Origin of the sequence: Microbacterium halotolerans, assembly GCF_003569805.1 — a bacterium.
In the GTDB taxonomy this organism is placed as follows: Bacteria; Actinomycetota; Actinomycetes; order Actinomycetales; family Microbacteriaceae; genus Microbacterium; species Microbacterium halotolerans.
Genome location: NZ_KZ984052.1, coordinates 156,302 through 178,202, shown reverse-complemented (window position 1 = coordinate 178,202; position 21,901 = coordinate 156,302). Strand labels below are relative to the sequence as shown.

General features: G+C 66.0%; 20 protein-coding genes. 8 read left to right on the top strand and 12 right to left on the bottom strand.

From position 1 onward, the window contains the following. Positions 1-4: 4 nt before the first annotated feature. From dnaJ to lepA, 5 genes are all read right to left on the bottom strand, one after another. Positions 5-1,120, bottom strand: a complete 1,116-nt coding sequence (dnaJ, locus tag DZG09_RS10125) for a molecular chaperone DnaJ (RefSeq protein WP_119697625.1) — start codon at positions 1,118-1,120, stop codon at positions 5-7. Between the two features lie 55 nt (positions 1,121-1,175). Beyond that, positions 1,176-2,213: a heat-inducible transcriptional repressor HrcA gene (gene hrcA, locus DZG09_RS10120; RefSeq protein ID WP_119697624.1), complete on the bottom strand. Its 1,038-nt coding sequence runs from the start codon at positions 2,211-2,213 to the stop codon at positions 1,176-1,178. 124 nt (positions 2,214-2,337) lie between these two features. Beyond that, entirely contained in the window at positions 2,338-3,555 is a 1,218-nt protein-coding gene (hemW, locus tag DZG09_RS10115) for a radical SAM family heme chaperone HemW (RefSeq protein WP_119697623.1), read from the bottom strand. Then, positions 3,555-4,199: a DUF1990 family protein gene (locus DZG09_RS10110; protein ID WP_119697622.1), complete on the bottom strand. Its 645-nt coding sequence runs from the start codon at positions 4,197-4,199 to the stop codon at positions 3,555-3,557. The genes hemW and DZG09_RS10110 overlap by 1 nt, the downstream gene beginning before the upstream one ends. A gap of 9 nt (positions 4,200-4,208) precedes the next feature. Next, a complete protein-coding gene (gene lepA / locus DZG09_RS10105) occupies positions 4,209-6,056 on the bottom strand; it encodes a translation elongation factor 4 (protein ID WP_119697621.1) in 1,848 nt (615 codons plus the stop codon). A gap of 201 nt (positions 6,057-6,257) precedes the next feature. Between lepA and rpsT the strand changes: the two genes are divergently transcribed. Beyond that, positions 6,258-6,518: a 30S ribosomal protein S20 gene (rpsT, locus tag DZG09_RS10100; protein ID WP_119697620.1), complete on the top strand. Its 261-nt coding sequence runs from the start codon at positions 6,258-6,260 to the stop codon at positions 6,516-6,518. Positions 6,519-6,661: 143 nt separating this feature from the next. Here rpsT and DZG09_RS10095 read toward each other — a convergent pair whose 3' ends face one another. The 3 genes from DZG09_RS10095 to DZG09_RS10085 form a co-directional block, all read right to left on the bottom strand. Further along, positions 6,662-7,609, bottom strand: coding sequence for a type IV toxin-antitoxin system AbiEi family antitoxin domain-containing protein (locus DZG09_RS10095; RefSeq protein WP_162893273.1), 948 nt, complete (start codon positions 7,607-7,609; stop codon positions 6,662-6,664). A gap of 194 nt (positions 7,610-7,803) precedes the next feature. Continuing rightward, positions 7,804-8,868 (bottom strand): DNA polymerase III subunit delta, encoded by a 1,065-nt coding sequence (gene holA / locus DZG09_RS10090; protein ID WP_119697618.1) that lies wholly within the window; start codon positions 8,866-8,868, stop codon positions 7,804-7,806. Positions 8,869-8,922: 54 nt separating this feature from the next. Beyond that, on the bottom strand, positions 8,923-10,524 hold the full coding sequence (locus DZG09_RS10085; protein ID WP_276116240.1) for a ComEC/Rec2 family competence protein: 1,602 nt from the start codon (positions 10,522-10,524) through the stop codon (positions 8,923-8,925). Positions 10,525-10,551: 27 nt separating this feature from the next. On the opposite strand from DZG09_RS10085, the gene DZG09_RS10080 reads away from it, so the two are divergent. Both DZG09_RS10080 and DZG09_RS10075 read left to right on the top strand, forming a co-directional pair. Further along, positions 10,552-12,084 (top strand): recombinase family protein, encoded by a 1,533-nt coding sequence (locus DZG09_RS10080; RefSeq protein ID WP_119697616.1) that lies wholly within the window; start codon positions 10,552-10,554, stop codon positions 12,082-12,084. Between the two features lie 346 nt (positions 12,085-12,430). Then, positions 12,431-12,742, top strand: a complete 312-nt coding sequence (locus tag DZG09_RS10075) for a MerR family transcriptional regulator (RefSeq protein ID WP_119697615.1) — start codon at positions 12,431-12,433, stop codon at positions 12,740-12,742. A 172-nt stretch (positions 12,743-12,914) separates the two neighbouring features. Here the strand turns inward: DZG09_RS10075 and DZG09_RS10070 are convergent, their stop codons facing one another. The 4 genes from DZG09_RS10070 to DZG09_RS10060 all read right to left on the bottom strand — a co-directional run bounded on the left by DZG09_RS10070 (position 12,915) and on the right by DZG09_RS10060 (position 16,863). Further along, positions 12,915-14,501, bottom strand: a complete 1,587-nt coding sequence (locus DZG09_RS10070) for a HEPN domain-containing protein (protein WP_119697614.1) — start codon at positions 14,499-14,501, stop codon at positions 12,915-12,917. Positions 14,502-14,707: 206 nt separating this feature from the next. Then, positions 14,708-14,857 carry a GNAT family protein gene (locus DZG09_RS16615; RefSeq protein WP_162893272.1) on the bottom strand — a complete coding sequence of 50 codons (150 nt, stop codon included), beginning with the start codon at positions 14,855-14,857 and terminating at the stop codon, positions 14,708-14,710. 236 nt (positions 14,858-15,093) lie between these two features. Beyond that, complete coding sequence (locus DZG09_RS10065; protein ID WP_162893271.1) at positions 15,094-15,747, bottom strand: hypothetical protein; 654 nt, start codon at positions 15,745-15,747, stop codon at positions 15,094-15,096. Positions 15,748-16,476: 729 nt separating this feature from the next. Further along, entirely contained in the window at positions 16,477-16,863 is a 387-nt protein-coding gene (locus DZG09_RS10060; protein ID WP_119697612.1) for a helix-turn-helix domain-containing protein, read from the bottom strand. Positions 16,864-17,131: 268 nt separating this feature from the next. On the opposite strand from DZG09_RS10060, the gene DZG09_RS10055 reads away from it, so the two are divergent. The 5 genes from DZG09_RS10055 to DZG09_RS10035 all read left to right on the top strand — a co-directional run bounded on the left by DZG09_RS10055 (position 17,132) and on the right by DZG09_RS10035 (position 21,896). Further along, a complete protein-coding gene (locus DZG09_RS10055; protein WP_119697611.1) occupies positions 17,132-17,506 on the top strand; it encodes a hypothetical protein in 375 nt (124 codons plus the stop codon). Positions 17,507-17,592: 86 nt separating this feature from the next. Then, positions 17,593-19,527, top strand: a complete 1,935-nt coding sequence (locus DZG09_RS10050; protein WP_119697610.1) for a DNA primase family protein — start codon at positions 17,593-17,595, stop codon at positions 19,525-19,527. Positions 19,528-19,553: 26 nt separating this feature from the next. Further along, positions 19,554-19,823, top strand: a complete 270-nt coding sequence (locus DZG09_RS10045; protein ID WP_119697609.1) for a hypothetical protein — start codon at positions 19,554-19,556, stop codon at positions 19,821-19,823. Continuing rightward, a complete protein-coding gene (locus tag DZG09_RS10040) occupies positions 19,820-20,143 on the top strand; it encodes a hypothetical protein (protein ID WP_119697608.1) in 324 nt (107 codons plus the stop codon). The genes DZG09_RS10045 and DZG09_RS10040 overlap by 4 nt, the downstream gene beginning before the upstream one ends. A 1,249-nt stretch (positions 20,144-21,392) precedes the next feature. Then, positions 21,393-21,896: a hypothetical protein gene (locus DZG09_RS10035; RefSeq protein ID WP_119697607.1), complete on the top strand. Its 504-nt coding sequence runs from the start codon at positions 21,393-21,395 to the stop codon at positions 21,894-21,896. The last annotated feature ends 5 nt before the right edge of the window (positions 21,897-21,901 follow it).

Sequence of the window (21,901 nt, the reverse complement as noted above, 5' to 3'; positions counted from 1 at the left end):
CTGTCTAGTGGCGGAACCTGTCGCGCAGCTTGGAGAACAGGCCGGGGCTGTGCTCCGCCAGCTTGGGACCGTCCGCCTTGCCCCTGGTGGCGAACTCCTCGATGAGGGCCCGCTGCTTCGCGTCGAGCTTGGTCGGAGTGACCACCCGCACCGCGACCCGCAGGTCGCCGCGGCTCTTCGAGCGCAGGCCGGTGATGCCCCGGCCCGCGATCTTCAGTTCGTCGCCCGACTGCACGCCGGGGCGCACCTCGAGGTCGACGGATCCGTCGAGTCCGTCGATGGATGTCGTCGTGCCGAGGATCGCGTCGGTCATCGCCACGTCGAGGGTCGCCAGCAGGTCGTCACCCTCCCTGCTGAACGACGGGTGGGGCGCCACCTCGACCTGCAGGTAGAGGTCGCCGTTGGGGCCGCCGCCCTCGCCGACTTCTCCTGAGCCCGGCATCTGCAGACGCAGTCCCGTCTCGACACCGGCCGGAACGTCGACCGAAACGGTGCGCCGCGCGCGCACGCGGCCATGACCGCCGCAGCTGACGCACGGGGACGGGATCGTCGTGCCGTAGCCCTGGCAGGAGCCGCACGGCTGCGTCGTCACCATGTTGCCGAGCAGACTGCGCACCTGCGTGCGCACGTGACCCGAGCCGCCGCATACGTCGCAGCGCTCAGGCTGGGTGCCCGGTTGGCAGCAGCTGCCGCTGCAGGTCTCGCACAGCACGGCCGTGTCGATCTCGATGTCGCGGTGCACACCGAAGACGACCTCGCCGAGATCGAGCCTGACGTGCACGAGCGCATCCTCGCCCCGCTCCCTGCGCTCGCGGGGGCGGCCGCCGCCTCGGCCGCCGGCACCACCGCCACCGAAGAAGGTCTCGAAGATGTCACCGAAGCCGCCGAAGCCGCCTGCGCCCCCGAACGGGTTCTCGTCGCCGCCCATGTCGTAGCGGCGCCGCTGCTCGGCGTCGCTCAGCACGTCATACGCGTGGGTGACGCTCTTGAACTCCTCAGCCGCCTCCGGGCTGGGATTCACATCCGGATGCAGCCTGCGCGCCAGCTTTCGATACGCCTTCTTGATCTCCTCGTCGCTCGCCTCGCGCGAGACGCCCAGAACGTCGTAGTGGTCAGCCACTCGTCACCCTTCCTCAGCCCGATCCGGGCTCAGTCGTTGCCTTCGGCGCGCCGTGTCAGCGCTTGCCGTCTTCTTCCAGCACGCGGGTCAAGTACCGCGCGACGGCACGCGCCGCCGAAAGATTGCTGGGATAGTCCATCCGGGTCGGCCCCATCACGCCGACGCGCGCCGAGCCGACCTGCGCGTCATAACGACTGGTGATGATCGAGGCCTCACCGAGCCCGAACGCATCGTTCTCGCGCCCGATCGATGCGGAGAGTCCGTCCTCGCCGGTCTGCATCTCCGACATCAGCCGCAGCAGCGTCACCTGCTCCTCGATCGCCTCGAGGAGCGGATGGATGCTGCCACGGAAGTCCTGTTCGCGCTTGGCGAGCGTCGCCGCCCCCGCCATCACCAGGCGGTTCTGACGAAATTCCTCGAGCTCCTCACCGATGACGCTCGCCAGCGCCACGAGGCTCGCCGCGATCAGATCGCGGGGCTCGATCGCGGTCTCCTGCAGCGCCCGGATGCGCTCCGCGCCGTCGCCGACGGCCCGACCGCTCACCAGGGTGCCCAGCTGGGCGCGCAGCAGCGCTACGTCCTCCTCGGCGAGATCGGCTGGCACCGTGGCGATGCGCTGGGAGACCCTGCCGGTGTCGGTGACCAGAATCACCAGCAGACGGCGCTCATCGAGCGAGACGAGCTCGACGTGCGTCACGTGTGCGCGCGAGAACGAGGGGTACTGCACGAGGGCGACCTGACCGGTCAGCTGTGTGAGCAGGCGCACCGTGCGCGCCAGCAGGTCGTCGAGGTCATGCGGGTCGGCGAGGAATGCGGTGATCGCCGCGCGCTGCGCCGGCGTCAGCGGACGGATCTCCGCGAGGTGATCGACGAACAGCCGGTAGCCCTTGTCGGTCGGAACGCGCCCCGACGACGTGTGCGGCGCGGCGATGAGGTCCTCCTCCTCGAGCAGCGCCATATCGTTGCGGATCGTCGCCGCCGAGACGTCGAACGCGTGCCGGTCGACGATCGACCTGCTCCCGACCGGCTCGTGCGTGTCGACGTAGTCCTGCACGATCGCCCGGAGCACCCGCAGTCCCCGCTCAGAGACCATGACACCTCCCGCGTTTGCACTCGCCCCGTCTGACTGCCAATCCTACCGGCTCCCCCGCTCAACTCTTCATTTCTGGCACATCTCCGGGTGGGCGCCCGCCCGGAGATGTGCCAGAAATGAAGAATCAGGCCGTGAGTGCGCGCACGACGGCGTCGGCGAGGAGGCGGCCGCGCAGGGTGAGGACGAGGCGACCGCGGATGGCGTCGGCAGGCTCGACGAGGGCGTCCGCGATGAGGCCGGCCACGGCCCGGCGGGCATCGGCAGGGAGCCGTGCCAGGTCGAGACCGTCGCGGATGCGGCTCTCGAGCAGCACCGCCTCGAGCAGCCGCGCATCCGCATCGGGGCGCTCGGTGCCGACGGCGGGAGACTCCCCCGCCGCGAGCCGCTGCGCATACGCGGCCGGATGCTTGGCGTTCCACCAGCGCAGTCCGGCGACGTGGCTGTGCGCACCGGGGCCGAACCCCCACCAGTCCTGATTCCGCCAGTAGGCCAGGTTGTGGCGCGAACGGTGCGCCGTGCCCTTCGACCAGTTCGACACCTCGTACCAGTCGTATCCCGCACCCGCGAGCGCCGCATCGGCGAGCTCGTACATGTCGGCCTGCAGGTCGTCATCCGGAGCGGGCACCTCGCCGCGGCTGATCTGCCGGTGCAGCTTCGTGCCCTCCTCGATGATCAGCGCGTACGCCGAGATGTGATCGGGCTCGAGGGAGATCGCCTCCTCCAGCGACGCCCGCCAATCGGCCAGGCTCTCGCCGGGCGCACCGTAGATCAGGTCGACGCTGACGTCGAGGCCGTGCGCACGTCCGGCTTCGACGGCGCGGACCACGTTCTCGGGTGTGTGGGTGCGGTCCAGCGAGCGCAGCACGTGCGGCACCGATGACTGCATGCCGATCGACATCCGGTTCACACCGGCGTCGGCGAGCCGGCTCACGACGGCGTCCGTCACCGTGTCCGGGTTCGCCTCGACCGTGACCTCCGCATCGTCGGCGAGTCCGAAGGCGTCGCGCACCCCGTTCAGCATCCGCGCAAGATCGCCCGCGGGAAGCAGCGTCGGCGTGCCTCCGCCGAAGAACACCGTGCTGGCGGGGCGCAGAGCGCCGCGCGCGCCGAGCACGTTCACGGCGAGGTCGATCTCGCGCAGCACTTCGTCTGCGTACTGATCCTGGCGTGCGCCGCGCAGCTCGGTCGCCGTGTACGTATTGAAGTCGCAGTACCCGCAGCGCACGCGGCAGAACGGAACGTGCAGGTACGCGCCGAAGTCGGCCTCGCCATCGATCCGGATGTCCTCCGGAAGCGCGCCGTCTGCCGGCGCAGGGTCTCCGAGAGGGAGCGCTGCTCCCATTACGGCGTCTTGTAAAGCGGCGAGATCGCACGCAGGTAGCGGTCGAACAGGGCGCGCCGACGCGAGCGGACGAGCCCCTTGAACATGCGTCCGAAGAGCTTGGTCGGCCGGTCGAAGGCGCGCAGCTCGAGCCACACCTCATCGTCATCGCGCCATTCCAGCGCGAACAGCTCCTCGCCGCTGACGACGGCACCGCCCACGGTTCCGAGGGCGAACGCGACGCGGCGCCCGCTCTCCGACAGGAAGATCACCCGGTACTCCCCCGTCACGCGCTTGCCCTTCACACGACCGCGCAGAGTGATGGTCGCGCCGCCTGACACCAGCGGCAGCCCCTCGGCGTCGAAGCGCTGCTCGCCCGCCAGGTCAGCGGGAGCGACGGCGTTGCCCTCCGCGTCGAAGCTCACACCCGTGTAGGCGGGCCCGGCCGCGGGCTTGACCTCGACGACCTGACCTGCCGCGCGCTGGGCCGCCCAGCCCAGCAGAAGCTCGCTCGCGGCGCGGAAACGATCCTCCCCGCTGCCGATGCGGCGAGACTCCGACGCCGGCAGGCTCTGCTCCGGTGGGAACTGCATCAGATCGGTCGCCTGCGTCGCCCCGACGGCGGCGTAGTCCACGGTTTCGTCTCGGAAGTTCCCCCGGCGCATCCCGTCAGCCTACTTTCCCTTGGTCTCCACGTCTCCCGAGAGCGCCGCGATGAACGCCTCCTGCGGCACCTCGACGCGCCCCACCATCTTCATCCGCTTCTTGCCCTCCTTCTGCTTCTCGAGCAGCTTTCGCTTGCGCGAGATGTCGCCGCCGTAGCACTTGGCGAGGACATCCTTGCGGATGGCTCGGATGGTCTCCCTTGCGATGATGCGCGCACCGATCGCCGCTTGGATGGGCACCTCGAACTGCTGTCGCGGAATCAGCTTGCGCAGCCGATCCGCCATGAGCGTGCCGTAGGAGTACGCCTTGTCCCTGTGCACGATCGCGCTGAACGCGTCGACCCGCTCGCCCTGCAGCAGGATGTCGACCTTGACCAGATCCGCATCCTGTCGCCCCTCCGGCTCGTAGTCGAAGCTCGCGTATCCCTGGGTGCGACTCTTGAGCTGGTCGAAGAAGTCGAACACGATCTCGCCGAGCGGGATGGTGTACTTCAGCTCGACGCGCTCCTCGGACAGGTAGTCCATGCCCTGAAGGCTGGCCCGTCGGCTCTGGCAGAGGTCCATCACGGCTCCGACGTAGTCCTTCGGCGTGAGCACGGACGCGCGCACGACCGGTTCTGAGACCGAGTCGATCTTCCCTTCTGGGTACTCGCTCGGGTTCGTGACGGTGACGATGTCGCCGTTCTCCGACTTCACCTCGTAGATCACGCTGGGCGCTGTGGTGATGAGGTCGAGGCCGAACTCGCGCGAGAGCCGCTCCGTGACGATCTCGAGGTGCAGCAGCCCGAGGAATCCACAGCGGAAGCCGAAGCCGAGCGCCACGGATGTCTCCGGCTCGTACGCGAGCGCTGCATCCGAGAGCTTGAGCTTGTCGAGGGCGTCGCGCAGCTCGGGATAGTCGCCGGCATCGATCGGATACAGGCCGGAGAACACCATCGGCTTCGGATCCACGTAGCCGGGCAATGCGCTTTTGGCAGGCCCGCGATGGGTCGTCACGGTGTCGCCGACCTTCGACTGGCGCACGTCCTTCACGCCGGTGATGAGATAGCCGACCTCGCCGACTGCCAGCCCCTTCGACGGTGCGGGCTCAGGGCTGGAGACGCCGATCTCGAGCAGTTCGTGCTGTGCGCCGGTCGACATCATCTGGATGCGCTCGCGCGGTGACAGGCAGCCATCGACCATACGTATGTAAGTCACCACGCCTCGGTACGCGTCGTACACCGAGTCGAAGATCATCGCCCTGGCCGGCCCGTCGGCATCTCCGGACGGAGCGGGGATGTCGCGCACGATGCGGTCGAGAAGCTCCTCGACGCCCTGGCCGGTCTTGCCGGAGACGCGCAGCACATCCGCCGGGTCGCCTCCGATGAGGTCGGCGAGCTCCTTCGCGAAACGCTCCGGATCGGCCGCGGGCAGGTCGATCTTGTTGAGCACCGGGATGATCGCGAGGTCGTTCTCGAGCGCCAGGTAGAGGTTCGCCAGCGTCTGCGCCTCGATGCCCTGCGCCGCATCGACGAGCAGGACGGCTCCCTCACACGCGGCGAGGGAGCGCGATACCTCGTAGCTGAAGTCGACGTGGCCCGGCGTGTCGATCATGTTGAGGGCGAATGTGTCTGCGTCGAGTTGCCACGGCACGCGCACCGCCTGGCTCTTCACCGTGATGCCGCGCTCGCGCTCGATGTCCATCCGGTCGAGATACTGCGCGCGCATGTCGCGGTCGGCGACGACGCCCGTCAGCTGCAGCATGCGGTCGGCGAGGGTCGACTTGCCGTGATCGATGTGCGCGATGATGCAGAAGTTGCGGATCTGCGACGGCGGAGTCGCTGCGGGCTGGAGCGGCGTGTTGGCGCGAGGAGACATGTTCCGGTCAGTCTACCGGCGGACGGGCGATCTTCCCGCGCGGCCGGTCGGGATGCTCCGAAGCCTGCACGTACGCACGGGCGGTTGCTGGTAGTATTGGCCTTTGGCTTGCGTGTGGGGCCTCCCACACCTGCCGCCCGGCGCCCCTCTCTCGCTGTGCGGCGACATCCGATCCACTTACGAACGAAGGTCATCCGACACGTGGCAAACATCAAGTCGCAGCTCAAGCGCATCAAGACCAACGAGAAGGCTCGCGACCGCAATCGCATCGTGCGCTCCGAACTGAAGTCGCTCGTGCGCAACACGCGCAAGGCGATCGCCTCCGGCGACAAGTCCGCAGCCGAGGCGGCCTACGCCAAGGCCTCCAAGAAGCTGGACAAGGCTGTCAGCAAGGGCGTCATCCACAAGAACCAGGCGGCGAACCGCAAGTCGAAGGTCGCCAAGCAGATCGCCGCTCTCTGAGCTGATCCGCGAAACGAAGGGTCCGTCTCCTTGGAGGCGGGCCCTTCGTTTCGTTCCCTCTCCCTCGCGAGATGCCTGGGCTTTACCGAGATGCCGGAGAATGAACGGCATTCTGAACCATCCCAGGGCATCTCACGCACCGCTCACGGCCACACGTTGATCGACCGCAGGAATCGGAGGAAGTGATCGGGCGTGGTGATCTCCTGATTCGTCCACCGGATGAGCCTCTCGCCGGACCGGGCACGGATCCAGTCTTCGCGTCGCTTCTCGTCGAGCACCACCTGCTCCACGGATCGTCCTCCGCGCATGCCGCGATCGATGTATTTACGCGCGCCGTCGAATTCGCCGAGCACGCCTGACACTCTGAAATCCACGGTGTACGTGCGACCGTTAGGAGCGGTGATCGGCACCTGCTGCTCGATCCCATCGAAGCCCAGGCGGGCCAAGTACATCCGACTCACGCTCTCTCCGGGTGACTCCGCCCGCGGATCGGCGAACGCAGTCAACTCGCGGGCCTGCTTCACGCCCCGTTTCCCGGTTGCAGTCCGGATCAGACGAATCACCTCGTCGCGAAACTCCTCGGCTCGGTGATGGTCGATGCGCCGGTCCTCCTGCAATGCGACCCGTCGCATCGCAGCGTCGATGCAGGCGACGGCAGTCTCGGCACGACAGGTACGCAGCACGTCGAACGTCGTACGGACAAGCGTCGTCGCCAGCAATCCGTCGCGTTCGGTCGTTTCGCCGTCCCACAGGTCATGGTGGCGCGCGACTGCGGGGCTGGTGCCGGAGAGCGTGTCGTTGCCGATCATCACGTGCGGTCGCCCAGGGCGGTGGCGGAACAGTGGCAGGCCGTGCAGTGCCGCGGCAGTCGCATGTGAGAACACGTGGCGGCCGTGCGCATCCCGCTGCGCTGCGCGCGCCGCCGCGACTTCTTTTTGCTCCGGATGCGCAGACTCCCACTTTCCTGCATCGACGAAGTGACCATTGCGAATCCGGAGGAGCTGTCCTGACCGCAGCGCCTCGCGCAGCGCTCGATCGCTCACCCCCGACCGAGTGAGATCAGAACGCGAATGGGTGAGAAGTTCAGACATACTGTCACCCTGACGCGATGGCCTCGCTGCGACCAACGCTGGCGGCGCCTGTGGACAGCAATCCGTCGATTCCGATGCCTGTGAGGGAAACTCTGATCTCTAGCATTCACGAGATGCCATGGAGTGGATCACTTTCCCCGCCATTCCGTGGCATCTCGACGAAGCCCAGGCAGTTCACGAGGTGGGGCAAGCGCTCAGGCGGCGAAGGGGCGGCGGGTGGCGACGACCGTCACCATGCGCTCGAGCGCGAAGATCGGGTCGCGGGAGGCGCCCTTCACCTCGGCATCGGCACGGGCGATCGCCTGGATCGCGGCGCCGAGGCTGCGCGGGCTCCACCCGGCCTGGAGGTCGCGGCGCGCGCGATCGACCTGCCAGTCCTTCATGCCGACGCGCATCGCGATGTCGCGGGAGGATCCGCGCTGCCCCGCGACTCGTGCCATCGTGCGCATCTTCATCGCGAAGGCCGCCACCATCGGCACGGGGTCGGCGCCTGATGCCAGCGCGTGCCGCAGCGCGACGAGCGCTTCACCGTACTGGCCTGCGATCGCCGTGTCGGCGACGGCGAACGCGTTCGTCTCGACCCGACCGCCGTAGTACCTCGCCACGACTTCCGCCGTGATGTCGCCGTCGACGTCGGCGAGCAGCTGCTGACAGGCGCCGGCGAGCTCCGTGAGGTCGTCGGCGAACGCCGAGGTCAGCGCCTGCAGCGCCTTCGGTGCGATCGCGCGCCCCGCCGCCCTGAACTCGCCTGCCGCGAAGTCGTGCCGCTCGGCATCGCGCTTGATCGCTGGGCAGGGCACCTCCGCTCCGCCGCCGATGCCGGAGCGGATCGCGTCGAGCAGCTTCTTACCGCGCACGGTCGCGCCCGTGTGGCGGAGCACGAGGGTCGCACCCTCCTGCGGCGCCTCGATGTACTTCAGCGCCTCATCGAGGAATGCGTCTGAGCACTTCTCGACCCCGGCGACGCGCACCAACCTCGGCTCGCCGAACAGCGAAGGCGACGTCACCGCAAGCAGAGTGCCCGCCGTGTAGTCATCAGCCCGGATGTCGGTGACCTCGACGGACGGATCCTCCGCCTTCAGATAGTCGCGGATCGCCCCGATGCCGCGCTCGGCGCAGACCTCCTCCGGCCCGCTTACCAGAACGATCGGCGCCGGCTGCGGGTTGCGCCACGACTGCTGCGGAATCTTCGTCTTCGCCGCCTGTTTTCCGCCCGCACGAGCGGTTCTTCCTCCGGAACGAGCGGACGCGGCTGCCATGCCTCCAGCCTACCGGTGGCCACGGACGGAAAGCTGCCGGGACAGCGCCCACACTCACCCGCCCCGCTCCCGCCAGACGCGCAGCCCGCCGTCGTCTCCCGCGGCGATCAGCACCAGCCCCGACACGTCGGTGCGGGCGACCGACGCACCGGATGTTCGGAGCACGCCGAGCGTCCGTTCACGCGGGTGCCCGTAGTCGTTCTCTCCGACGGGGATGATCGCCACGGCTGCACCGACCTCGCTGTACAGCCGGGCGAGCTGGTCGCCGCTGCCGTGGTGGGCGACCTTCACCACCTCGTACGACGCAGCCAGCGATGCGCCTCGCAGCATCGCCGCCTGAGAACCCTCCGACGTGTCGCCGAGCATCAGTGCCTGAGGCACGCCGCCGCCGGAGATGTCGATCACGACGCTGGCGTCGTTGCCCGCTTCGAAGGCGGCGACGGCAGCGGGCCACCGCACAAGCCAGCGCGCGGCGCCCAGCGCTCCCTCGTCTCCCGCGACCACCTCGGTATGCGGCGGGTCGCCGAGCGCGCGCCACACCGCACCGGCTCGATCATCCTCCGGCCCGTGCAGGACGTGCCCGACTCGGCCCTCGACGGCCTCGGCGCCGCCGGTGTGGTCGGCGTCGAAATGCGTGAGCACGAGCAGATCAATGCTCCGGATGCCCAACCTGCTCAGACAGTCCGCCAGCACATCCGGTTCCGGTCCGGTGTCGATCAGCATCGTCTCCCCCTCCGAGCGCACCAGCACCGCATCGCCCTGCCCCACGTCGCACGCCGCGATCGCCCAATCCCGCGGCACGGTCAGCGGCCCGACGACCGCGCCCGACACCGCTGCCGTCCCGGCGGCACCGCCCAGTGTGATCGCCAGCAGACCAGCGGCGACCCGACGAAGCGACACCCGCACGACGCGCACGCCCGAAGCGCGGCCCGACCGCAGCGGCGGCACGGCGATCAGCACCGCGACGCATGCGCCGACGACCGCGAGCGCCGTGAACCCCGCGGCGCCCTCCCACCAGTCGAGTCGTGCGCGCGGCAGCCCCGCGAATGCCTCGGCGGTGTGCGCCACCCACGCCGACGGCAGCCAGGCGATCCACGCCGCGGCGGCGCCGACCCCGGGAACCGACGCGAACAGGCACGCCCCGAGCCCCGCCACCGTCGCGATCGGCGCGGCGGGAGCCGCGATGAGGTTCGCCGGCACGCCGTACAGCGGCACCTGCGGCGCGAACAGCACGATGATCGGCCCGCACGCGAGCTGCGCTGCCAACGGCACGGCAAGAGCAAGGGCGAGCGGCCCCGGCATGAACCGCTCCAGCCCCCGCGCGAGCGGGCCGGCGAGCAGCAGCAGCGCCCCCGTGGCCGCCACCGACAGCAGGAACCCGAAGTTCAGCGCGAGCCACGGATCGGCGAGCAGGATGCCCGTCACCGCCAGCGACAGCACGGCGACTCCAGCACCTGCCCGGCCCAACAGCAGCGCGAGCATGGCGATGGCCGCCATCGTCGCGGCACGGATCACGCTCGCCTCCGGAGTGACGAGCGCGACGAAGCCCGCCAGCGCGACGAGCGAGCTCACGATCCGGATGCTCCGAGCCGCTCCCAGCGCGGCGCACGCCCCGAATGCGAGCGCGACGACAAGTGCGCAGTTCGCCCCAGTGATAGTTTTCTTTAGAGGTGAGTGGATCTTATGCAGAAAAACCCGGGTCGCACAGGCAAACAGGTCGTCGCGCGACAGTACCTACGAGTGTCTCGCGATCGGCACGGAAGAGGCAAGAGCCCAGACCAGCAGCACGCAGAGAATGCAGCTGCTGTCGCGAATCGCGGATGGACGCTGCATCCGGACGCGTACCGCGACGACGATCGCTCGGCATCGCGGTACGCGCGTCGTGACCGCGAGGACTTCCGGAAGCTGACGGACGACCTCGAGGACGATCGCTTCGACGCGGACATTCTCGTCATCTGGGAGTCGTCGCGAGGATCGCGGCGGACGGGCGAGTGGGTGACGCTCATCGAGCTGTGCGAAGAACGCGGTGTGCGCATCTTTGTGACGACGCACGGACGAGACTACGACCCCGCGAACGCCCGCGACCGACGCTCGATGCTCGAAGACGCGGTCGACAGCGAGTATGAGTCCGCGAAGACCTCAGAACGCATTCAGCGCGACGTGCGCGCGGCGGCCGAAGAAGGTCGCGCCCACGGGAAGCACCTCTACGGGTACCGCCGGGTCTACGACGAGCGCACCCGCGAGCTGCTGCGGATCGAAGAACACCCGGATCAGGCTCCGATCGTGAAGGAGGCTGCGCGTCGCGTGCTCGCCGGCGAGACGTTCTACGCGATCGCGCGGGACTTCAACACCCGCGGCATCCCACCGCGTCGCCCCACGTTCAAAGCCCATCGCCGTCACCTCGGATGGACGCCTCCGGCGGTCAAACAGATGCTCACGACGCCCTCGTACGCTGGGAAGCGTCAGCACAACGGCGAGGTCGTCGCAGACGCGCAGTGGCCTCCGCTGATCGACCCGGACGTATGGTCCCACACGCTGCTCCCCCTATTGAACGACCCAACGAGGAAGCGCACGAACGACTGGCCCGCGCGTCACCTGCTGGCGGGCATCGCCGTATGCGACGAGTGCGGCGCGAGGACGCGGGTCGGCAAGCAGAACAAGGGTTCTCCACAGTACGACGAGAACGGCGTGAAACTGCCGCGGGAGCACTACAACACGTATGTCTGCGTCGGCGTGCCGGGCAAGACCGGCTTCCACGTGACGATGAAGGAGGAGTACCTCGACCTCGTTGTGACGGAGCTGCTGCTGGCACGTCTGGAGCGCCCAGACTTCCTCGCGACTCTCGGCCAGAATGACGGACGGGCCGATGATGAGCGACAGGCGCTCATCGACGAGATCGACGCCCATCAGCAGTACCTCGAAGATGTGCGTGAGCAGGCCGCGGCTCGGCATGACCTGAACATCCTCTTCACGCAGGAAGACCTCATCAGGCCGAAGATCGCAGTCGCTCAGACGAAGCTGGAGCAGTTGTCAGCGGCGGACCCACTCGTGCTCGACCTCGCGCAGTCCGGCGACGTGCGGGCTGCCTGGGCGCTCCTCGAGTTCGCGGACAAGCGCAGGGTCATCCGTGCCGTGATGCAGCCGCGCATCAAGCGCTCGGAGCGTCACGGTGCGAAGGGTGTGGACGTCGAACGAGTGGTCCCGGGGTGGAGGTGAGACGGATAGGAATTTCGACTCTCGCTGGTTATAGGCAATCGAGTCAATACTGCGTAGGCTTGTGAGTGGTCATTCGACTAGGCGAATGACGATTGGAACGTGTGGGGTCTCGCACGCCCCTTAAGAGAACATCCGAGGAATGCCCACCTCATCGCGAAGGACCGCGACCTAGTCCCTCCGACACCGACGCAGGAGCAACTAGAACGGGCGGAGGGAGCCAGTCGGCCAGAGGTGACCGACGGGTGGAACTCCAACTGGTAGCGCAGGCGTGAAGTAGATCGCCACCTGTGAGTGCGTCAGCCAGGGAAATCAGCACATCTTCGTGCTCTGGCTCCCTGGAGGTCTCATGACCATCATCCTGACTACCGACCACCTCACCCTCGCCGAGGCGTCCGAGATCCGCAATCCGATCGGGCACCGTCGCTACGGCTCAATCGACACGCTCCGCCGCAAGGTGAAGAGCGGTGCCCTGCCGTCCGAGATGCGAGACGGCAAGTACTACGTCTCCCGCGACGACCTCGATGCCATGGTCGAGAAGAAGACCTCCGAGCGGGCGTACGCCGGCCTCGTAGCGGCGGCCAAGAGGGCCGCGAAGCAGGCTCCACCGATCAGCGCCGAGCGTCGCGAGCTGATCGCCTCGATCCTGCGAAGCGCGTGATGGACACCTTCGCGCCTACCCACGAGCAACGTGCGCGTCCCATCCACCCTGACTAGGCCGTGTTGCTAAAGTCGGGAGTTTATCTACGAGGCACTCTCGACCGCGACGCGCTGCCCGCACGACCACGGAACGGGAGAACCCGCTTGCGATGAAATCGTCCTTTGAGCCCCGCTCACTCTCTCGCGCGCATCAGGATCGCCTCGCACCGCGAATTGCTCTTCATGTCGACAAGCTCCGGGTTCAAATGGATGGCACAGAAGGCCTGGATTGCAAGGGTCAGAGCGTCCTGAGCCTTCTCAGAGGAGTTCTGGAAGTCTGGATCCTCGGCACCGTGAACGAGTCCACTGCGCAACTCGTAGATCTTCTTCACCCTCGAGAATACTTGACGACGACGCTCTTCATCATGAGGCTCGAGAAGCCAGGCCATCGAGGCACAGACCTTGAAGGTCGTCTCGGTCTTCGACCCGAGCATGTTCTCCCAAGCGATGACTGCATCAATGAGGGCGTCAGCGGGGTCACGGCGCTCTGAGGCCACCCGGATCATGCGGTTCAGGGCGATGTCGAGCCGTGGAGTAACTTCGCCCAGTTCCTCCACGATCTCAGCGACCCGTTCCAATTCGGAGGCGCTCAGGGAAACTGCACTGACTGGCCTGGAATCAGCATGCACCCAGGGCGGCTGAGTATGCGACATTGGCAGAAAGCTCCACGATGAGGTCGCCTGGACGCTGACAGCTGCGCTGCGCTCGGACTCAACTGCCCAGGCGAGAATCGCGAAGCGCAACGCGGAGATTTTCCGCGTTAGTTCGGCATGGAAACTCCGCTTGAGTTCGCTCACCTCATCGAAGGCGCGAAGAATCTCTGCTTCGTCTAGATCAGCCCGATCAATGCTGAGGAGTCGATGCGGGGTTTTCATCCACAGAACGCTTCTCGGGCGTGATTCCTTACTGCTGGGCGCCTCTTCTATGGCCAGGCCAGACGCCGTGCGGATACCCCACGTGCCTCTGTCGATGGGTTCGACAACGTCGATCCCAAGCAACCCGGTTGCAACGTACATCTCGACTTTCTCACCACGCGCAAACTTGCGGAGGAGATCGATCGTTTCCCGGACGAACTCGTCGATGGCGTCCTCGGAGAGAGAATCCAGCAATCTCATGCGGGCAAGAGTCTGCTCCACCAGGCTGCCCAGAACGATGCCGAGATACATTGACCCTCCGCCTGCCGGGAGCCACGTAAGTATGGATGTCGCTTTGATTCTCCGCAGGTCGTCAACCTGGCGATCTGTATCAGGAAAGAGCAAGCTGAGATCCGGATCGGACAGGAAAGCGGTCGCGGCCGGCAGCAGTAGCTGCGGATTCTGAAAAGATGCCGAAACGAGGATGCGATCGGTCTCCGCACCGGGCACAAGCTCGATCGCCAAGCCGTTGAAGACGAGCCTCACCAGTGTGTCCACGAGCGGCTCACCGGTCATGGTTGGCAGCCGCCCTCCTACCTGCTGCCTGACCTGCTCGACATAGGTCATCCCAAGGCCTGGTGAAACGCGGAGCAGCCGACCTGTTCGTAGGGAGAGCTTCTGTCCCGGAGCCAGATGGCCGTCGGTGACCACCAAAGATCCCAGCTCACCAACGGCCTCCCACCGCTGCGAGTCCATCGCCTCCGGCAGATCGCCCCTCGGTAGGTCGAGAATGTACGCAAGGGTGGCGTCACCGTAGTTCGCGCAGGCGAGATCCCAAGCTTCAAGTCTCTGCTGTTCACCAGTCACGGCTCGATCGTAGCCCGGTGATGCAACGCAACGACCAAGCTCGTGTGGGACTTGGAAACAAGGGCAGACCCTCCCCCGGTGCTGACGCAGAGGGCACGATCGACTCGAGCTGGTCTCACCGATGACCGCACCAGCGCCACGTGTCCGCAAGCGGATTGACTGGAGGCTCCAGCAGCGTACAGCTGGCATGATCGAGCCTGCGGGAACTACTCCGTCGCGAGTCGATCCTCGATCGCGGCTCGATGCTCATCAGCGAGGAAGTCGTGCGTGGCGTCGACCGCCGTGCGCCACACCCCAAAGAGCCACGGGTACTCCCCCGGCCCTGTCGTCGGGCGAAGTTGAACATCGCCGCTCATCGATTCCACGCTACACGGGCACGCAGGAGATGACTCGAGGCGCTTTCGTCCGATCACACCGCCACCGAGCAGCACAGCATGTACGCGGATGTCCCGTTCGAAGGTGTTGCGGCCGCTATTGAGGAAGCCTCAGGCGAAGATGCCGCGACTCCTATCGCAGAACACCCGAAACGACACGAGTGAAGCCTCAAACGAGAGAGCATGCCCGCGCAGGCCGGTCAGTTCACCACGAACTATCACGCTTCGCTGAGGCCGAACGGTTCGATTGCGTCGAACCACCTGAATGGATGATTGGCCGCGAGGAACGCGGGTAGTAGCGAGTGTCCGATCGCGATCGGCATGTCCCAGTCCCCCCAACGACACTGCTCATCGAACTCGTCAAAAACCATGCCCCAGTCATCGTCACCGATCACGTATACGTCGTTCTCCGCGTCGGAGAGGCCCTCACGAGGCATGACGTCATCGGGACGACTGGGATCCTCTTCGCGCAGTATCTGAACGGCGCGGAGTGCCATGCCAATCAGTACTTCGTCAATGAACGGGCCGGGACGGTCGAACGGCAGCACGCCCGCCTCGATCTCCTCCGAGAGCTTGTAGCAGCGCTGCCTCACAGCCTCCGCCCAGGAGCGACTCTCCCCCACGAACATCATCACTCGGAGATCGAAGAGATTGAAGGGTCGCACGTCATGAAGGGGACCATTCGCGTCCAGAATCCAATCGGCGATCTCGCCATCAGCCCAGAAAGCGAGTTCCCCAGCCATCGCGTGGGCCTGTCGTGGAGTCAAGCGGCTCGAGCTGCTTCCCCAGACAGCTTCGAAAACCTCGGCAGACGAGGCATACGGAACGGCGGCGAGAGCTCGCTCGCACACGGCACGCGTCTTGACGCTCACGGAATCCGGATTCTCCTCCCAGCGCCGCCAGGTCGCGAGGCTGACTCCGCTGCGTTGAGCAGCGGAGCTCTGGGTGAACCCCAGCTCGGTACGGCGCGCACTGCGTTCATTCATAGAACAGAAGCCTACTGAGTAGTCATGGAGTACTCAAGCGCACTTTGCAGGCTCCTTTGATGGAGCCCTCCCGACCGAGGGTGGTTCAAGCCCCGTCAGACTCGTCGAGGAAGGGCCGACGACCCGTGCACCGGTCACGCGGGGCTGCTCGCCTCTGCTCGCGCCCAGTCTTGCCCTCCACGGGCGGCGCTCCGCGCCAGGCTGGACGTGGATGCAAGTCGTGAGCCCTTCAACGGATGTGCCGGGTCATGGCGATGTGTCACAGAATGTGCCTCTGCTCTGACAAAGTGACGCTAGTGACGTTGAGAGCCACAAGTTCCCACACGCAGGCGTTTAAGGAAGAACCTGGCTGACATGTCACTTGCGTCACCCCGGCCCCGATTTGCACCGCCCACCCCGCTCGGGACAGTCCGGCCGGGCCCAGGGGTCTAGCTCGAGCGCGAGCTCCGAGCGAAGCGAGAGCGAGCGGCTCAGCTGTGCGCCGAACGCCAGTCGGAGACGGTGCCTGCGCGCCCTGGCAGAGCTCTGCGGGCAACACGTCTGCGCGTGCACCCGAGCGAGCTCCCTTCCACCCACGATTCACGCCAGGAGGGACGCAACGGGCACGGCAAGAGTTCAGTCGTCATCGAAGCTGGCTTCGAGCTCTTCGAGCTCCATATGGAGACGAGCCCAAGCTGCGTTAGCTTGGCTCCATTCGTGCTCAGCCGTGTTGGCGAGAGATCGCTGCTGCTCGATCTGACGACGAAGCTCGCTCATGCGAATCTCGTCCGGGCCGCGATCACTGAGCAGCGCTGAAAGCGGCACGTCGAGGATCTCCGCCAGGTAAACCGCCTCGTCAATGCGCACGGAGCGATCGCCTGATTCGATCTTCGTGATTGCTGTAGCGGACACGCCTGTGCCGGTTCGGTCACTGAGCCGACGGGCCAACTCCGACTGGCTAATCCGCTTCACTTCGCGCTCATGTCGGAGCCTGCGCGCGAAGACGTCTGCTGGTGTATCCATGGCGAATCTCCTCATAAACGAGCCAAAAATGCGATATTAGAAACCGTTCACGGCAGAGCTTCCCATATCGAAGTAAAGTTGGTACGCTTGAGGCAAGTCGGGGCGAGCGTACGGAGATACACCCCGGCAATCCAGACCATGATGGTCAGACTGTTAACGCCAGGCACACGGAGTGCCGGGGCTGCAGGATCGAGGGACGGACTCGAATCACGCTGGGAGCAAGCCCAGCCGCCACTCCAGGCTATCCGCTCTACCGCGAGGTCCGAGCATGTCTGATCGCAGCAAATACTCACCCGTTGTCGTCTTCGAACGACCCGAATCTCTCCACTCGCTTCGCGAGCTTGCAGCAGCCGGATACGGTAGCCGCAAGTCGCTGCTCGCCCGCATTTCCGCAGACGAGATCCCCGCTGTGCAGGTGGGCAACGCGTACAAGATCCGTCACTCGGATCTGCCTCTGCTTGCGGTACCCCGCAATGATGGCATCCGCACCGCGGACGCCGAGCCGAGCCACGCGTCCCCTCCGGGGCACGCTTCTGAGCACCCCGACGACGAACTGGCGACGATGGCCGCACGCCTGGTCACGACGTGGCCCCGCCTTGACGACGAACGCAAGCGCGAGCTCGGGCATCTCCTCCTCGTCTGAGCTGCTCCCGCCTCTTCACGCAGTTGGGGTCACCGAGCGGTAACTCGGCGACCCCGACACGAGGACCTTGCAGGGAGGTCACTCTAATGTCCGATGCCATGTTCTCAGATCTTGAGACTTGGGACCAGAGCTTGTCCGATCTCGACGAGCTCACCGATTCCGCCCCGCCTGAAGATCTGCGCGCGTTCGCTGGTCTGCTCCGGTCTCACGCTCGGATCGCTTACCTGGCTGCTGCCGACTGCGTTGGGAGATTCCTCCACGTCGCTGGCCTCGGCTGGTACCAGTGGAACGGGCGCTGTTTTGTCCCGGATCTCGAGGACAAAGCGGTCACCCGCGCAGTTACAAGTGTCGTCAGAAAGCTCGCGCCGGATGCTCTCACCGACAAGGAGCTGCTGGCGGATCTCACCAAGTCCCAGACGTCGACAGGGGTCGCAGGTGTCGTGCGGCTCATGTCCACGATCAAGCACCTCACCGCCGAGCCTCAGGAGCTCGACGCGGACCCGTGGCTCCTGAACACTCCCACGGGTGTCCTTGATCTCCGGGAGCTCGAGGACGGCGTGGACTGGCCCTCGCTCACAGTGCACCTGCACGATCCATCTTTTCGGATGACGCAGATCACCAATGCCGAGTACGATCCTGCCGCACATTCCTCGCTCTGGGACCGCTTCGTGAGCAGGAGCCTCCCGGATGAGGATGTGCGCGCCTTCCTCCAGACCGCAGCGGGTGTCTGCCTCATCGGCGAACAGCCCGAACACTTCTTGCCTATCCTCACTGGGGCAGGGCGGAATGGCAAAGGCGTGTTCTACGGCACGATTCGGCATGCTCTCGGCAGCTACGCCGCAGTCGCGAGCCCGAACCTGTTCAATGTCGATCGCCATGCAACTGCGGACAAGCCGAATCCCGCCCTACTCGCTCTCAAGGGGCGGCGCATTGTCTTCATGTCCGAGACGGCTAAGTCGGCCGAGATGGACGCGGCGAAGATCAAGGCTCTCACCGGCGGCGATCCGATCAAAGCGCGCGGTGTCCACAGCAAGACACTTGTCGAGTTCACCCCCTCGCATCAGCTCCTCCTAATTACCAACCATGCTCCACAGCTCCCCGCAGACGACCCAGCCGTCTGGGAGCGCGTGCGGCTAGTGCCGTGGGATATCGTGGTACCTCCCCACGAGCGGGACCCTCGACTCGAAGGCAAACTCACGAAAGAGGTCGACGCCGTACTTGCATGGGCGCTGGCCGGGCTGCAACGGTACGTACGCGAAGGTCTCACTGCCCCCGATCGCGTTGCCGAGGCCACTGAGGCCTACAAATCCGACCAGGACACCGTCTCAACGTTTATCCGCGAGCGCTGCGAGGACGGTTGCAGTGACCACCATAGCGATGCAGTGAAGACCCTCCACGCCGACTATCTGCGCTACTGTCGGGCCAACGGCGTAATGCGAGAGCACACGCTCGGCCAGCGCGATTTCGGCACCCGTCTGACCGAGCTCGGTTACCCGACGAAGCGAACAGGCTCACGTCGATTCCGTCAAGGGCTGAGGCTGCTTCCCGATGATGACGAAGCCCGCGCAACGGAACGTGCGATGGAGACGGCGTCGAACGTCGCTCACACCTACCAGGACGGCGCTCCGTGCGTCATCGAACGGGCAGGCACAGAACAAGCTCAGCAGGAGCCCTCCGATCACAACAACGATGCCGAACTTCAGCGGGGCCGGATGGCAACAGCGGAGCATGACCAGCAGCCGCCTGAAGGTGACAATCGCAAAGCCGACGTGATCGAGGCATGGGCCGCAGCCGCGGAGCATGACTACGGCCTCCTGGATGCGGATCACGTCGCAGCTATGACGAACGGCATGCCTCACTTTCACAAGTGCGACCGATGTCTTGAGGCGGCTGAGGCATGGATCAAAGAAAGAGGCCCATTGCCGCCCTGCTTGGCCGGGGATACCCACCCGGCCAAGACCATCGCCCGAGAGTTCGAGAGGCACCTGCGCAAGACCGGCTTCTTCGATCCAACGCACTGACACAGACGCAACGAAAGGACCTGATTATGCCTGACCCCACCACTGATCCGATGCTGCGCCTCGTCTACGCCGCGGCGTACGACCATCTCAAGCGCCACCCCGAGTTCGATGGCCGTCCGCGCCCGGGGCAGCCGGGGCTCATTCGCGCGGGCGTCGCTGCGGAGAACGTGACGCCGTGGCCCGGCGTCGACGACGTTCCGCGCCTGTCACGGGACGAGTGGATCGAGGCGCGCCTCGAAGCTGTTCGACGCGGCGAGGAGGAACCCCCGCTGAGACCGGACGGAGGCCGTCGATGAGTCGCTCGTCGATTCCGCACAGCTGGTGGCTTCCGGCACGCATCCGGACGAAGCGTGAGGCCAACCCCGAGCGTTGCAAGGCTTGGTGCACGCAGGCACTCGCCCGTCTGCAGATCCGGCTGATGCACGAGCTCGATCAGCACGAGGGAGCAGTCGAAGAGCTCTCAGATCTCGGGGATGTCGCAATTCGCGAAGCGGGAATGCCGCCGTTGAGGAGGCTGAACTCGCGGACTTTAGATCAGAAGCTCGCGCACAGCGAGGTGCAGAGGCAGTACAGGTGCGTGGAAGCTGCACTGCGCGAACTGCACTCGATCACGTGACCGCCTCCGAGCGGCTTGAGTGCTGAACGAGTACTGCCGTCGGTGGCCCTTTCGTGGTCTCTTGGAGACCGCAGAGGGGCCGCCGACCAGATTTCACGGAGACAGACGCTGGACGTGGTCTCCTTGTGGTCCCCCGAAGCCCACAACGAGACCAGCCCGAGCCCATCCGAAGACCACCGCGTCCAGGCGGGCTTTGCGCGGTCTCTCCGTGGTCCCCCGAAGCCCACAACGAGACCAGCCCGAGCCCATCCGAAGACCACCGCGTCCAGGCGGGCTTTGCGCGGTCTCCCTGTGGTCCCCCGAAGCCCACAACGAGACCGCCGTCCTTCGTTGCATTGTCACGGCTCCGAGCACACCGATCGCGCCGACAGCGACCTCGGCCCTGACTCCCCTGCCGTTGCTCCAAACTGACGCTGGAATGAGGAAGCCGGACCGCGGCATCCCATCGAGCAGCGCGCAGTGTAGAGGCTCAGCGGAGAGACACTGCCCCGAATCCCGACGGCGCGGAGCTTGCCACTTCGGCGGGACACTCGAGTGTCCTTCGGAGGGCATCAATAGGGCATCCTGAGAGCACATTGATGCCCTCGGCATGCCTGTGTCCCTCGGAGGACACGGAAGAGACATCGATGTGCTCTCACCGGAGCACTTTCAGGGCATGAGAATGACCTCGCGGGCGTCCGAGTCACTCGAGTGACCCGGAAAGGACACCGATAGGTCCCTCTGAGGCCACATCGTGACTCTCGATGTGCCCACCGTCCGCCACGCGACACGAGAGTGCTGCGCTCCCGGTGGTCATGCCAGGATCGCCGCGGATTCGCATGCGACCGACGCACCGTGACGGCAAGGCCCCACACTGTCCGCACCGCGCCGGCGACGCCTCGCCATCGTCTCCACCTCAACGTCGCGCTGCGCCTGCACGCTCTCACTCACCTGGCGAAGCCGGGCCATGGGGCCCCTCCGAGCTCGCGAGGTGGGGAGGCCCGGCGAAGCCGAAGGAAGCCACTCAGCCCGGAGGGCGATGGACCAGGATCCGGAATCGGCCGAAGGCCGGGCCCGAGCGAATGCGAGGGATATGTATGACGGATCAAACTGGTCCTCGCTTATTGTCGCAGACCCGTACACCCTCTAAAATAGAAACGCGATAGGTCGCGTTTCGTCACCGTCCACACACTACGCTCACCTGGGTGGCGGCGACCTCCGAATCCCGGAACGCCGGACACATGGGAACTCTTGCTTTTGGGAGGTCCTGATGTCCGCACCGTCGCAGCCGAAACACCGCCGGCCGAAGCCGCGCAACTACGGTCAGCGCCGCGCACTCCGCCTCGGCGACGCCGAAGAAGCCGCCGTCGCTCGCATGCGCACGGCACTCGCCAAGAGCCGCGGCGTCGGAGTCGACGAGGTGCCGTTCTCAGATGCGTTGCGCCTCCTGCTCACCGAGAACGAGAAGGCAGCCCGCGTACTCGCCGGCCGGCCCGAAGCGTGGACCTCGTCGCGCACGCTGCGCGTGCCCGACGAAGCGTGGGCGATCCTCTCCGACTGCCGGAATCGTGTGTCGCACTCGCAGGGCTCGATCTACACGATCATGCGCAAACTCAACTTCGACGAAGTCGTGGGCCAGGACGAAGTGCGCGAGGCGTTCGCCGCGGTGCAGGAGTCCAAGCTCGCGCTCACTCGGATCGAAGATCGGCTCGTCGATCTGGTGACGGGGGCGGCGGACGAAGCGGTAGCGCAGTCCGCCGCGGAGTCGGACTGATCCGC

What these genes read in the sequence shown, in the direction of transcription:
- hrcA (WP_119697624.1), bottom strand. Translation starts at nt 2,213, where the DNA reads ATGGTCTCTGAGCGGGGACTGCGGGTGCTCCGGGCGATCGTGCAGGAC.
- hemW (WP_119697623.1), bottom strand. Translation starts at nt 3,555, where the DNA reads ATGGGAGCAGCGCTCCCTCTCGGAGACCCTGCGCCGGCAGACGGCGCG.
- DZG09_RS10110 (WP_119697622.1), bottom strand. Translation starts at nt 4,199, where the DNA reads ATGCGCCGGGGGAACTTCCGAGACGAAACCGTGGACTACGCCGCCGTC.
- lepA (WP_119697621.1), bottom strand. Translation starts at nt 6,056, where the DNA reads ATGTCTCCTCGCGCCAACACGCCGCTCCAGCCCGCAGCGACTCCGCCG.
- DZG09_RS10095 (WP_162893273.1), bottom strand. Translation starts at nt 7,609, where the DNA reads ATGTCTGAACTTCTCACCCATTCGCGTTCTGATCTCACTCGGTCGGGG.
- holA (WP_119697618.1), bottom strand. Translation starts at nt 8,868, where the DNA reads ATGGCAGCCGCGTCCGCTCGTTCCGGAGGAAGAACCGCTCGTGCGGGC.
- DZG09_RS10080 (WP_119697616.1), top strand. Translation starts at nt 10,552, where the DNA reads ATGCAGAAAAACCCGGGTCGCACAGGCAAACAGGTCGTCGCGCGACAG.
- DZG09_RS10075 (WP_119697615.1), top strand. Translation starts at nt 12,431, where the DNA reads ATGACCATCATCCTGACTACCGACCACCTCACCCTCGCCGAGGCGTCC.
- DZG09_RS16615 (WP_162893272.1), bottom strand. Translation starts at nt 14,857, where the DNA reads ATGAGCGGCGATGTTCAACTTCGCCCGACGACAGGGCCGGGGGAGTAC.
- DZG09_RS10060 (WP_119697612.1), bottom strand. Translation starts at nt 16,863, where the DNA reads ATGGATACACCAGCAGACGTCTTCGCGCGCAGGCTCCGACATGAGCGC.
- DZG09_RS10055 (WP_119697611.1), top strand. Translation starts at nt 17,132, where the DNA reads ATGTCTGATCGCAGCAAATACTCACCCGTTGTCGTCTTCGAACGACCC.
- DZG09_RS10050 (WP_119697610.1), top strand. Translation starts at nt 17,593, where the DNA reads ATGTCCGATGCCATGTTCTCAGATCTTGAGACTTGGGACCAGAGCTTG.
- DZG09_RS10045 (WP_119697609.1), top strand. Translation starts at nt 19,554, where the DNA reads ATGCCTGACCCCACCACTGATCCGATGCTGCGCCTCGTCTACGCCGCG.
- DZG09_RS10040 (WP_119697608.1), top strand. Translation starts at nt 19,820, where the DNA reads ATGAGTCGCTCGTCGATTCCGCACAGCTGGTGGCTTCCGGCACGCATC.
- DZG09_RS10035 (WP_119697607.1), top strand. Translation starts at nt 21,393, where the DNA reads ATGTCCGCACCGTCGCAGCCGAAACACCGCCGGCCGAAGCCGCGCAAC.